Origin of the sequence: Paracoccus sp. J55 (assembly GCF_000513975.1) — a bacterium.
Classification (GTDB): domain Bacteria; phylum Pseudomonadota; class Alphaproteobacteria; order Rhodobacterales; family Rhodobacteraceae; genus Paracoccus.
Genome location: NZ_AZVA01000053.1, coordinates 1 through 11,570 on the forward strand (window position 1 = coordinate 1; position 11,570 = coordinate 11,570).

At 68.0% G+C, this 11,570-nt stretch carries 10 protein-coding genes and 1 pseudogene; 3 read left to right on the top strand and 8 right to left on the bottom strand.

Going from position 1 to position 11,570, the window contains the following annotated elements:
- Positions 1 to 45 precede the first annotated feature (45 nt).
- From PARJ55_RS0120190 to PARJ55_RS0120215, 6 genes and pseudogenes are all read right to left on the bottom strand, one after another.
- Positions 46 to 1,092 (bottom strand): DUF3445 domain-containing protein, encoded by a 1,047-nt coding sequence (locus tag PARJ55_RS0120190; protein WP_028714562.1) that lies wholly within the window; start codon positions 1,090 to 1,092, stop codon positions 46 to 48.
- A 10-nt stretch (positions 1,093 to 1,102) separates the two neighbouring features.
- Complete coding sequence (locus PARJ55_RS0120195; RefSeq protein ID WP_028714563.1) at positions 1,103 to 2,050, bottom strand: PDR/VanB family oxidoreductase; 948 nt, start codon at positions 2,048 to 2,050, stop codon at positions 1,103 to 1,105.
- A complete protein-coding gene (locus PARJ55_RS0120200; RefSeq protein ID WP_028714564.1) occupies positions 2,047 to 2,655 on the bottom strand; it encodes a dimethylamine monooxygenase subunit DmmA family protein in 609 nt (202 codons plus the stop codon). The genes PARJ55_RS0120195 and PARJ55_RS0120200 overlap by 4 nt, the downstream gene beginning before the upstream one ends.
- Positions 2,656 to 2,724: 69 nt before the next feature.
- Positions 2,725 to 2,955: pseudogene (locus tag PARJ55_RS24690) on the bottom strand (glycine cleavage T C-terminal barrel domain-containing protein); the annotation flags it as partial.
- Positions 2,956 to 3,276: 321 nt separating this feature from the next.
- Positions 3,277 to 5,649, bottom strand: a complete 2,373-nt coding sequence (locus PARJ55_RS0120210; protein WP_028714622.1) for a DUF1989 domain-containing protein — start codon at positions 5,647 to 5,649, stop codon at positions 3,277 to 3,279.
- A 65-nt stretch (positions 5,650 to 5,714) separates the two neighbouring features.
- On the bottom strand, positions 5,715 to 7,058 hold the full coding sequence (locus PARJ55_RS0120215) for an NAD(P)-binding domain-containing protein (protein WP_028714623.1): 1,344 nt from the start codon (positions 7,056 to 7,058) through the stop codon (positions 5,715 to 5,717).
- 170 nt (positions 7,059 to 7,228) lie between these two features.
- Here PARJ55_RS0120215 and PARJ55_RS22765 point away from each other — a divergent pair, with 170 nt between their 5' ends.
- Complete coding sequence (locus PARJ55_RS22765; protein ID WP_028717533.1) at positions 7,229 to 8,533, top strand: ABC transporter substrate-binding protein; 1,305 nt, start codon at positions 7,229 to 7,231, stop codon at positions 8,531 to 8,533.
- On the opposite strand, the gene PARJ55_RS0120225 is transcribed toward PARJ55_RS22765, so the two are convergent.
- Positions 8,496 to 9,227, bottom strand: a complete 732-nt coding sequence (locus tag PARJ55_RS0120225; RefSeq protein ID WP_028714624.1) for a FadR/GntR family transcriptional regulator — start codon at positions 9,225 to 9,227, stop codon at positions 8,496 to 8,498. The genes PARJ55_RS22765 and PARJ55_RS0120225 overlap by 38 nt on opposite strands.
- A gap of 175 nt (positions 9,228 to 9,402) precedes the next feature.
- Entirely contained in the window at positions 9,403 to 9,981 is a 579-nt protein-coding gene (locus tag PARJ55_RS0120230; RefSeq protein WP_028714625.1) for a LuxR C-terminal-related transcriptional regulator, read from the bottom strand.
- A gap of 123 nt (positions 9,982 to 10,104) precedes the next feature.
- Here PARJ55_RS0120230 and PARJ55_RS0120235 point away from each other — a divergent pair, with 123 nt between their 5' ends.
- Together PARJ55_RS0120235 and PARJ55_RS0120240 are read left to right on the top strand one after the other, a co-directional pair.
- Positions 10,105 to 10,842, top strand: coding sequence for a CoA transferase subunit A (locus PARJ55_RS0120235; RefSeq protein WP_028714626.1), 738 nt, complete (start codon positions 10,105 to 10,107; stop codon positions 10,840 to 10,842).
- Positions 10,842 to 11,486 carry a 3-oxoacid CoA-transferase subunit B gene (locus PARJ55_RS0120240; protein ID WP_028713426.1) on the top strand — a complete coding sequence of 215 codons (645 nt, stop codon included), beginning with the start codon at positions 10,842 to 10,844 and terminating at the stop codon, positions 11,484 to 11,486. Before PARJ55_RS0120235 ends, PARJ55_RS0120240 begins: the two co-directional genes overlap by 1 nt.
- Positions 11,487 to 11,570 lie beyond the last annotated feature (84 nt).

Below are 11,570 nucleotides of genomic sequence, written 5' to 3' on the forward strand. Positions count from 1 at the left end.
GCCCCGCATCGGGGGCGGCTGTTGCCCGGTCGGGTTGTCCCGGCCCTACTCGTCGGCGAAGATTCCGGGCGAGGTCGGCTTCCCGTCGTCGAACTTCGCGAGATAGTCGATGATGATCTGGCGGTTGACGGCGAAGCCCTTGTAGTCGGCCAGCTCGTCGGGCAGGTCGCGGATCACCCGGTGCAGCCGGCGCGCCCATTTCGGCACCGTCACCAGATCCTCGAGCGCGATCAGGTAGCAGCGGATCGGAAAGGCCAGCGCGTTCGAGCGCGGCAGCCGCCAGAAGCTCTGCAGCTCCACCCGCAGATATTGCCTGGCCCCCACGTTCTCGGGGGTGATGGTGCGCTTCTCGGGGCCCCAGAGGTGATAGTTCTCGGGGCTGGTGTCCAGCCGCGGATTGACCGTCATCGTCCAGTTCAGCCGCCGCGACGGCGCGCCCTGCTGCACCGCCAGCAGGAATTTCAGCGCCCGCTGGAAGATGCCCAGCTCGGCCGCCTTCGGCACCGGCGCATGCCATTCGAAGAAGTTCATGCCGATGTCGAAATCCAGCGACCAGTCCGCCTGGCTGGTCACCATGCCGGCATCCATCCACAGGTTGCCCTCGCGCTGGTCCAGCAGCGCGAAATCGCCCTGCGCCTGGCGGGTGACGTATTCCAGCGGCCCGCAGGGCAGCGTCGTCGGGTCGAGGAAGGTGAAGCGCTGCTCGATCCCCAGCGGCCGGTTGATCCAGTGCCAGCGGTCGCCGTCGCGATGCAGCTGGAACAGCTCGGGGTAATCCTCGGCCTTGCACTGCATGATCAGCTCCAGCAGGTCCCAGCCCGCCAGCGCCATATGCGGCAGCGACTGGCAGCGCAGCGGGTCCCCGGCCAGGGTGATCGCCCGGTCGCGCATCTCGGCCACGTAATGCTCGTCCACGTCGAAGCGCTTCTCGAAGACGCTGCCGGCGCGGCCCCCCGTCCCGTGCGGCTCCATGTTGACGGAATACATGTAGTCGTCCTTGTCGAACGGGAACGGAAAGCGCCGGATGGCTTCGGCCGAGTTGCGGAAGCTGTAATCGTCGCGGAAGGTCTCGTCGTTGAACCGGATGGTCATGGCCGGGCTCCTATCGGTCGATGATCAGCGTCTCGCCGCGGAAGCGCGAGACGCAGGGCATGATGCGGCTCTGCGAGGAGCGCTCGTCCTCGGACAGCCAGTGGTCGTGATGCTCGATGCGGCCGTGGCAGGACAGCACCCGCGTCTCGCAGCGCCCGCAGGCGCCGCCGCGGCAGGACCAGTCGATCTCGGCCCCGGCCGCCTCCAGCGCCTCGAGCAGGCTCTGATGCGCGCCGACCGCGATGGTCCGCCCCGAACGCGCCAGCACCACCGCGAAGGGCCGGCCGGGCGGCGGCGCCTGGAAGACCTCGGAATGCAGCGCGGTCTGCGGCCAGCCCAGCCGGGCGCCCGCTTCCGCCACCGCACCGATCAGCCCCTCGGGGCCGCAGGTATAGACATGCGTGCCAAGCGGCTGGCCCGACAGGATCGCGCCCAGATCCATGCGGTTGCCCTCCTCCGAGATATGGGCATGGATATGCGGCACATCCGGCAGCAGCTTCAGCCCGGCCGCCTCGGCGCGCGAGCGGGCGGCGTAATGCAGCTCGAAGGGCAGCTGCATGCGCAGAAGCTGGCGGACCTGGGCGACGAAAGGGGTGATGCCGATGCCGCCGGCGATCAGCACGTGCTTGCGGGCCCGCAGGTCCAGCGCGAAAAGGTTCAGCGGCAGCGAGACGCGCAGCAGGTCGCCCGCCCGCACCCGGCCATGCATGAAGCGCGAGCCGCCGCGCCCGCCATCCTCGCGCCGCACCGCGATCTCGTAGCCCGAGCCGTCCTGCGGGTCCGAGATCAGCGAATAGGCGTTGCGGCGCAGCACCTCGCCATCCGGCATCTCGACCACCACATGCGCGCCGCCGGAAAACAGCGGCAGGGCCGCGCCCTGCGGGTGTTCGAAGCGGAAGCGCTTGACCAGCAGCGTCAGCGGCTCGGCCGCCGCCACGCGCAGCATCAGGGACGTCATGGCTTGATCTCCTGCGGCTCGGGCACCTGGCCCGGGGTCTCGGCATCGACGCAGACCCCCTGGAAGGCGCCGATGCGGCGCGAGTAATGGTCGCGCACGAACAGGTTCAGCCCGCAATGCGAACAGGCGAACGGGTCGGTGGCGACGTTCTCGGTGATGCCCTTGCAATGCACGCATTGCACCCGCCGGGCGAAGCCGCCGCGATGCTCGGCATCGATCGCCTCCAGCGGCATTCCGGCGGCCAGCGCCTCGGCCGTGGCCTGGCCGATCAGCCCCTCGCCGCCGGCAAGATAGAGCCGGGTGCCCATATGCGCCTCGGCCAGGGCCCGGGCGAAGCGCGGCCGCAGCGCCGCCCAGCTCGGCCCCTCGACATAGCCGGCCGGCCCCAGCGCCCGCAGCCGCGACCCCAGTTCGGGACCGGCGCCGGCGGGGATCCAGAACAGCTGCGCCCGGCGCATGACCGAGGGGTCGGCCCGGGCCAGCGCGGCCAGCGCCTCGCCGCCCGCGCCCTCGGCCAGCATCAGCGAGGCCAGCGCCCCGTGCGGGCGCAGCCCGCCATAGACCGGGCGGCTGGGGATGGAAGATGAAAATTCCGTGGCTCGCATTGGCGGCGTTCTCCCTGTCGCGGAGGGGGCGGGGCGGTCCTGGCGCCGCCCGCGCGCCCCGGGGTCGGTTCAGCCCTTGGCGGTGCGGCGCTTCTTCTCGGGGTCGTGGAAGGGCATCGGCTGCGCCGTGGCGGCGATCTCGCCGCCCGGGTTGCGGATCGTCAGCGGCGTGCCCGGAACCGCGCAATCCACCGGCATCCGCGCAATGCCGATATTGTGCCCGTTCAAAGGGCTGTAAAACCCGATGGTCACCACGCCCACCTCCTTGCCGTCCCGGATGATCGGAGCGCCAGAAAGCGCAAGGGCGCGCAACCGCGCGCCCGCTGTCCGATCGTTCCCTGCCCGATCGTTCCGATCCGGGCGCGTGCGGCAGGCGTTCTTCCGGTGCAGTCCCCCCGTCCCGCAGGCAAGCGGCCGGGCGCGGGCCGGCGCGTCGCAGAGGCTCGGGGCGAGGAGGATGCCCGAGGTCCCTGCCCGCCGCTGCAATCCGGTCGTGGTCGCAAGATCCTTTTCCATCTGTCAGGCCCCCGTCGGTTGTAAATGAGGTATGGGCTTTGCCGTTCTTCCTGCTGACCGCCGGGGCCGTCCCCGACGCCTGCGCTTGTCGCCACCGGCCGCGCCTCAGGCGCGGGGGCGTTCCTTCTTGGGGTCGTAATGCGGGAAGGCTGCGACCTTCGCCGCGATGCGCTTGATATGCCCGTCCAGCCGCCCGACCTCGACCGCGGTGCCGGGTTCGGCATGGGCGATGTCGATCCGCGCCAGCGCGATCATCTGCCCCGTGCGCGGCGAGCGCATGGCCGAGCAGACCTCGCCCACCTGCGCCCGGCCGATGCGGATGCAATCGCCATGGCCCACCGCGTCCTGCCCGTCGATCTCCAGCCCGACGAACTTGCGGCTGGGATGGTCCTTGCGCCGGATCAGCGCCTCGCGGCCGACGAAATCGGCGTTCTTGGACTTGAGCGGCACCGTGAAGCCCACGCCCGCCTCGAACGGGTCGGTCTGGTCGCTGAAATCGTAGCCGGCAAAGACCAGCCCGGCCTCGATCCGCACCAGGTCCAGCCCGGCAAGGCCCATGGGCTTGAGCCCCAGCGGCTGGCCGGCGTTCCAGACTGCCTCGAAGACCACGTCGCCATGCCTGGGATGACAGAAGATCTCGTAGCCCAGCTCGCCGGTATAGCCGGTGCGCGACACCACCACCGGCACGCCCCTTTCGCCGCCGATGCGGCCGACGGTAAAGCGGAACCAGCCCAGATCGGCCAAGGCGGGCTGATGCGGCGGCGTCCAGACGATCCCCGCCATCAGCTCGCGCGATTTCGGCCCCTGCACCGCCAGGTTGTGCATCTGGTCGGTCGAGGAGCGGATCATCACGTTCAGGCCCAGCTTCTCGGCCTGCTCGCGCATCCAGACCCCGCCCTCGTCGCTGCCGCCGATCCAGCGGAAGTTGTGCTCGCCCAGCCGGAACAGCGTGCCGTCGTCGATCATGCCGCCATGGGGATGGCACATCGCCGAATAGACCACCTGCCCATGGCCCAGCTTGGCCACGTCGCGGGTCAGCACCCAGTTCATCAGCGCCTCGGCATCGGGGCCGGTCACCTCGAACTTGCGCAGCGCCGACAGGTCCATGACCACCACGCCCTCGCGGCAGGCCCAATAGCTTTCGACCGGGTCGCATTCCGGGAAGGAATTCGGCAGCCAGAAGCCCCGATACTCGACGAAATCGCGGGTCAGGGCGGCGAAATTCTGGTGGAAGGCGGTCTCACGGGTCATGATCGGCTCCGCGTCGGGGGTGGCGCGCCAGGCGGTGGCACGGCTGAACCGTTCCTGCGCGCCATAGCTGCGGACATGAATATCGGTCAGGTGCCAGCCATTGGCGGCGGTGGTGTCGTCGGGACAGGCCGAGGAGACGCAGACCAGATCGGTCAGCGCCCGCAACAGCACATAGTCGCCGGGCCGCGACCAGGGCTCGTCGGCATACATCACGCCATGCGCATCGATGCCGGTGTTGAAGAAGAAATTCGCCGCCATCCAGCCGGCGCGGGCCTCGACCCCATAGGGCGCCAGGACGGCGTTGAAATTGTCCGTGCAGTTGGCATGGCCCGGATAGCCGATATCGTCGTAATATTTCGCCGAACAGGCCAGCGCGAAGGCGTCGTGGCGCCCGCAGGTGTCCTGCACGACCTCGACCAGCGGCGTCAGGTCGTGGTCGAAATATTTCGCATGCAGCCCCGGCATCGGATAGGCATGGCCCTGGATGGTGCGGGTCGTGGTCACGTCCAGCGGATGCACGATGCCGCGGTCCAGCTTGCGCGCGTCGAAGCACTGGAAATCGGTGCATTGCCGGCCGTCCACGTCGATGATCTGGATGAAATCCCCGGCCTTGACGGTATAGGCCTCGGCGGTGGCGGACTTCACCCGCAGGTCCAGGAGCGGATCGGCCAGCGGCGTGGGCAGGGCGAAATGCCCTTGGCGGCGCGGATTGGCGCGGGTGATGCGCAGGGTCAGCGGGGTCGAGGTGTCCTGCGCCTCGAAATCCATGACGCCGCCCGGCGCGGCGGCGATCAGCCAGCCGGGTGCGGCGGCGGTCAGCGCCACGGTCTCGCCCGGCCGCGTCTCTGCCCCGAACAGGCCGATGGCACGGGCCTCGGCCAGCGGGATGCCCAGCTCGGCCAGCCGGCGGCGCAGCGATGCAAGCCCCGGCCCGTCCGAGGACAGCAGGGCGCGCAGCCCATCGGCCGGTGCGTCGGCGGCAGCGCCAAGGATCGCCGGGTCCAGCCGGCCGTCGGCATGCGCGGCCAGCAGTTCGCAACGCTGGCCGCCCTCGTCATTGATGATCTCGATCCGGTCGCCGGTCGCGATCTGCACCGCGACGGCGCCGGCGCCGGGAACGGCATAGCGTTCGACCCCGGGCGGCAGGGTGAAGCCGGCGGCGCGGCGCACATGGGTTGCGCGCGGCGGGCCGGGCCGGAACAGGCTTTCTGGCGGCAGCTGGAGCATCTGGACCTCCCAGGAGGAAAAAGGTGGGGCCGGATGCCCGGCCCCAGTCGGGGGGAAAACCCTGCTCAGTTCATCAGATAGGCTTCCATCGAGTCGTCGAGCGCATCCTTCCAGGGCGTGTGATGCTTGGGCGCCATGGTGCCGGTGATGACCGAGCGATAGGAGTGGTTGCGGAAGGCCATGATGTCCTCGGCCTTGTGCTTCTTCCATTCGTAGAAGGCCGCGCAGGCGCCATCCACGTCGAAACTGGGATAGTCGGTCTCGGCGATCAGTTCCTTGACGTAATCGGCCTGATAGCGGATCGCGTATTTGACGTCGTCCGAGGCTTCCTCGCGTTCTTCGCGCTCGCGCACGTCGGCCATCAGCACCTGCTTGTCCTGCGGCACCTCGATCCGGCCCATGACGATGTCGCGCACATACCAGGCCTGCGCGTCGAACATGTTGAAGGTGAACCACTGGTCCTGCATGCCCAGATAGAACAGGCGCGGATTATGGACCCAGACCACCCCCTTGTAGAGATCCGCCGCCGCCAGCCGGTTCGCGGTCTTCAGCCGCAGATCGTCGGGCAGGAACGGGAAATAATGCTTGTAGCCGGTGCACAGGATGATGGCGTCCACCTCCTTGCGCGAGCCGTCCTTGAACACGGCCTCCTTGCCCTCGACCCGGACCAGTGCCGGCTTCTCCTGCCAGTTGTCGGGCCATTTGAAGCCCATGGGCGCGCTGCGATAGCAGGAGGTGACGGATTTCGCGCCGTATTTCCAGCATTGCGAGCCGATATCCTCGGCCGAATAGGACGATCCCATGACCAGCACGTCCTTGCCGGCGAATTCGCGCGCGTCGCGGAAGTCGTGGGCGTGGACGATGCGGCCGTTGAAGGTCGAGAAGCCCTCGTATTCCGGCACGTTGGGGGTCGAGAAATGCCCCGAGGCCACGATCACATGGTCGAATTCCTCGGCATACATGTGATCCTTGACCAGGTCATGGGCGGTGACGGTGAAGATCTCGCGGTCCTCGTCATATTCGACATGCCGCACCACGGTCGAGAAGCGGATCCAGTCGCGGACCCCGGCCTTGACCACCCGGCCCTCGATATAGTCGAACATCACCGCCCGCGGCGGATAGGAGGCGATCTGCTTGCCGAAATGCTCCTCGAAGGAATAGTCGGCGAATTCCAGCCCCTCCTTGGGGCCGTTGGTCCACAGATAGCGATACATCGAGCAATGCACCGGCTCGCCATATTCGTCCAAGCCGGTGCGCCAGGTATAGTTCCACAGCCCGCCCCAGTTCGACTGCTTCTCGAAACAGACGATTTCGGGGATCTCGGCCCCCTTCTGGGCCGCCGACTGAAAGGCTCTCAGCTGCGCAAGCCCCGAAGGACCCGCGCCGATGATGGCAACGCGCTTCTTCATGTTATTGGCTCCCTGTTCGCCGGTATGGACCAATTTTCCGAACTGGTTCCATCGGCATGAACCAAGTAAGAGCCGATTGCGGCCACAGGTCAACAATTTTTCTTCACTGGAATATAAATTCGTCGGATTCGAGGCGTCAAAACCGGCAGAATTCCGCTATAGATGAATTCATGCGCACGCCATCGCTCGCCCAGCAGCTTGTCGTCACCGGTTCGATTCCCCGGCTGAACGCCGAGAATCGGTCGGCGCTGCGAGTCGGTTTCCTGGCGCCGCTGTCGGGCCCCGAGGAACGCTGGGGCGCGCCCGGCCTCGGCGGATGCCGGATCTGGGCGGACTGGATCAACGACCATGGCGGGCTGATGGTGGCGGGCAAGCGCCACCGGCTGGAGATCGTCGCCCATGACAGCGCCGCCGATCCCGCCGCGACGCTGGAGGCGGCGCGCGACATGGTCGAGCGCAAGCGCGTCCGCCTGGTCCTGACGCTGGGCGGCGACAGTTTCGCGCCGGCCCTGCCCTATCTGATGGCGCGGCGCGTGCTGGTGGCGACGCTGCTGCCCTCGGACCTGTCGCCCGACACGCCCAGTCTGATCGCACCGGCCGAGTTGCATCCGCTGTTCAACGTCACCGGCGTCGAATGGCTGACCCGCAGCCGGCCCGCGATGCGGCGGGTGGCGCTGTGCAGCCAGTCCGACCGGCTGGGCCTGCCCTCGCTGGCCGTCTATCGCGCCGCCTTCGAAGCGGCGGGCCGGCCCGTCGTCAGGGAAATCCGCTATGATCCGGGCGAGACCGACGCGCGCTCGATCGTGCGGGCGATGCTGGAGCAGGCGCCGGACCTGCTGTGCTGGTGCACCTCGCCCGCGCCGATGACCCGCGCCCTGACCGAGGCCGCGCATGATCTGGGCTGGCGCGGCCCGATCCTGGCCTGCACCGGCGACGACTATCCGCGGCTGATCGCCAGCACCTCGGCCGAGTTCATGTCGCGCTATGTCTTCCAGTTCCCGGATTTCGACGACCCGCTGCTGGCCGACAAGGCCTTCTTCTTTCGCCGCCCCAAGGCCTTCTTCGACGCCTACAACGCCCGCTTTCCCGGCGAATGGAGCGCGGTGAGCTGGGAATACGCCTCGATCCTCGACCTGTGGCAGAACGCGGTGGAAAGCGCCGACACCGTGGCGCCGATCACCGTCCTGGCGGCGATGAAGCGGCACCAGCAGATGCCGCATGTCTTCGGTACCGCGCGCTGGTGGGGCAGCGCGCTGTTCGGCATCGACAACGCGCTTGTCGGCGACTGGCCCGTGGTCGGCATCCGCAACGGCAGGGCGCGGATCATCGAATTCGGCTCGGTGCTGGACTGGCTGGAACGCCACGCCCCGCTGCTGCGCCAGCATCTCGAGCAACTCGGGCAGATGTGGTATCAGCGCCTCGACCCGGCGGCGGAGCTCAGTCCTCCTGCAGCAGAAGCTTCTGGTCCTCGATGAGTGCGAGCTTCATGAATTCGGTCGCCTCCTCGATGTCGCGGGCGGCGATGGCGTTGAACAGGGCGTTGTAGCTGCGCTGATAGATGGCGATGCGGCTGGGGGTCAGGTGCCGGCGATACATGGCGGCGCGAAAGGCCTGCCGGCGGGCGTCGATGACCAGGTTGTAGCAGGCGATCAGCAGCGGATTGTCGGTGCCGCTGGCGATCTGGCGGTGGAATTCCTCCTCCAGCCGGACGAAGGCGTTGGCATCGGCCTGCACGGCCTCCATCTGCGACAGGGTTTCCCCCAGCGCCTCGATCCGGCGCGGCGACATGTTGATGATCGCCAGCCGGACCATCTCGGGCTCCAGGATGCTGCGCACGACCTGCAGATGCAGCGGGCCGGTTTCGGCCGCCACCGGACTCAGCGATTCGCTGCTGCCGCCGGCATCGTAGGTGACGAAAGAGCCCGAGCCGGCGCGGCGCCGGATCATGCCCCGCGCCTCGAGCTGGTCCAGCGCCTCGCGCACCGTGTTCCGCGCCACCCCCAGATCCTGCGCCAGCTGCCGCTCGGAGGGCAGGCGCTCGTCGGTGTCGTATTCCTGCGACACGATGCGCATCGCCAGCGTGTCGATGACATATTGCACCGTCGTGCCGACGACGGGCTCGGCGGCGGCGCCGGTCGGGCGGCGGGTGGGGATGGTCACGTCTTGCATTTCCTCGTTTGGCCCAAGCCGGGCCGGCGCAGGATAGCCGGTCCCGCGGGCAAGGTCGATGATCGGCATCGGCCGCGCCGGCGCAGGGCCGTCCGCCCCTGCACCCGTCCGCCGCCGGGCGGACCGCCGGCGAAGGCCGGGCCGGAGCCGGCCCGCGGCCCATGGCCGGCCGGGTTCAGCCCGAACCGATATCCAGCAGCCGCCGCACCAGCTCGAAGCTGTTGCGCACCCCCGTCTTGCGGATCATGTTGGCGCGGTGCACCTCGACCGTGCGGGGCGAGCAGGCCAGCGATTTGGCGATCTCCTTGCTGGTGAAGCCGTTCACCAGATAGCCGGCGATGCGCTTTTCCGTCGCGGTCAGCAGGCTGCCGGCCCCGACCGAGCTTTCCAGCGGCCGGTAGGTCCAGATCGCCAGCCGGTGCGGGTCGTCCTGGTCCATGGTCCGGCCCCTGCCCTCCATCCAGACGATCCGCCCGTCCTTGCGGCGCATGAAACGCTCGTCCCGGTAGAAGGGCCGCTCTTGCAGCGCCTTGCGGGCGCGCTCGCCCACCAGCTCGAAATCCGTCTCGCCGGGATAGAGCATGCGCATGGATTGGCCTTCGAGCGCGCGCGGGGGCCAGCCGAACACCGTCTCGACCATCAGGTTGGCGCGGACGATCACCCGCTCGGCCAGCACCAGGGTCGCGTCGGGCGCGTTCTGGAAGCCCAGGCTGTCGCAATCGCGGCCCGAGGGCCGCCAGCGCGGAGTCTGCATGGTCGCGATACCTATTGATCTAAGTATTCCTACGGATAGAGCATTCCCCGCCCATGCGACAGGGTTGATCGCGGCGGAGCGGCAATCGGCGCCCGCGGCGGGTCAACGGATCGGGGAATGCGAATGGCGGGATCGAACAAGATCTATCCCAGCGCGGATTTGGCGCTTGGGGGTTTGCTTCGTGACGGGATGGTGATTGCGGCGGGGGGCTTCGGGCTTTGCGGCATCCCGGAGCTTTTGATCGAGGCGATCCTGCGCGCCGGGACCAGGGAGCTAACCATCGCCTCCAACAATTGCGGCGTGGACGGGTTCGGGCTGGGCAAGCTCTTGGACTCGCGGCAGATCCGCAAGATGATCTCCTCCTATGTCGGCGAGAATGCCGAGTTCATGCGCCAGTATCTCTCGGGCGAGCTGGAGCTGGAGTTCAACCCGCAGGGCACGCTGGCCGAGCGCATGCGGGCGGGCGGCGCCGGCATCCCGGGCTTTTATACGAAAACCGGCGTCGGCACGGTGATCGCCGAGGGCAAGGAGCATCACGATTTCGACGGCGAGACCTATATCCTGGAACGCGGCATCGTCGCCGACCTGGCCATCGTCAAGGGCTGGAAGGCGGACGAGTCGGGCAACGTGGTGTTCCGCAAGACCGCGCGCAACTTCAACGTGCCGGCGGCGAAATGCGGCCGCATCTGCGTCTGCGAGGTCGAGGAGATCGTGCCGACGGGCAGCCTCGATCCCGACGCCATCCACCTGCCGGGGATCTATGTCCATCGGCTGATCCAGGGCCAGCACGAGAAGCGCATCGAGCAGCGCACGACACGTTCGCGCGTCTCCGACACGACCGGCAAGAAGGAGACCGTCTGATGGCCGCCGAAATCAAGGGCTGGGACCGCAACCGGATGGCGGCGCGGGCCGCGCAGGAACTGCAGGACGGCTGGTATGTGAACCTCGGGATCGGCATCCCGACGCTGGTGGCGAACTACATCCCCGAGGGGGTGCATGTGACGCTGCAATCGGAAAACGGCATGCTGGGCATCGGGCCGTTTCCTTACGAGGGCGAGGAGGACCCGGACCTGATCAATGCCGGCAAGCAGACGGTGACCGAGCTGCCGCAGACCGCCTATTTCGACAGCGCCGAGAGCTTCGCGATGATCCGCGGCGGCAAGATCGCCATGGCGATCCTGGGGGCGATGGAGGTGGCCGAGAACGGCGACCTGGCGAACTGGATGATCCCCGGCAAGCTGGTCAAGGGCATGGGCGGGGCGATGGACCTGGTGGCGGGCGTGGGCCGGGTGGTGGTGGTGATGGACCACACCAACAAGGCGGGCGAGTCGAAGGTGCTGAAATCCTGCACCCTGCCCTTGACGGGCCAGGGCGTGGTGAACCGGATCATCACCAATCTGGGGGTGCTGGACGTGGTTCCGGGCGGGCTGAAGATCGTCGAGCTGGCCGATGGCGTCAGCGAGGACGCGCTGCGCGCCGCGACCGAGGCGNCNATCGTCGGGTGAGCTGACAGGGGGAGGGGGCTTCCGCCCCCTCTTGCGGCTGAAGCCGCAATTCACCCCCGAGGATATTTGGACAAGAAAGAAGGA

Excerpts from the sequence above, each read along its gene's own strand:
- PARJ55_RS0120190 (WP_028714562.1), bottom strand. The coding sequence starts at position 1,092 with ATGACCATCCGGTTCAACGACGAGACCTTCCGCGACGATTACAGCTTC.
- PARJ55_RS0120195 (WP_028714563.1), bottom strand. The coding sequence starts at position 2,050 with ATGACGTCCCTGATGCTGCGCGTGGCGGCGGCCGAGCCGCTGACGCTG.
- PARJ55_RS0120200 (WP_028714564.1), bottom strand. The coding sequence starts at position 2,655 with ATGCGAGCCACGGAATTTTCATCTTCCATCCCCAGCCGCCCGGTCTAT.
- PARJ55_RS0120210 (WP_028714622.1), bottom strand. The coding sequence starts at position 5,649 with ATGCTCCAGCTGCCGCCAGAAAGCCTGTTCCGGCCCGGCCCGCCGCGC.
- PARJ55_RS0120215 (WP_028714623.1), bottom strand. The coding sequence starts at position 7,058 with ATGAAGAAGCGCGTTGCCATCATCGGCGCGGGTCCTTCGGGGCTTGCG.
- PARJ55_RS22765 (WP_028717533.1), top strand. The coding sequence starts at position 7,229 with ATGCGCACGCCATCGCTCGCCCAGCAGCTTGTCGTCACCGGTTCGATT.
- PARJ55_RS0120225 (WP_028714624.1), bottom strand. The coding sequence starts at position 9,227 with ATGCAAGACGTGACCATCCCCACCCGCCGCCCGACCGGCGCCGCCGCC.
- PARJ55_RS0120230 (WP_028714625.1), bottom strand. The coding sequence starts at position 9,981 with ATGCAGACTCCGCGCTGGCGGCCCTCGGGCCGCGATTGCGACAGCCTG.
- PARJ55_RS0120235 (WP_028714626.1), top strand. The coding sequence starts at position 10,105 with ATGGCGGGATCGAACAAGATCTATCCCAGCGCGGATTTGGCGCTTGGG.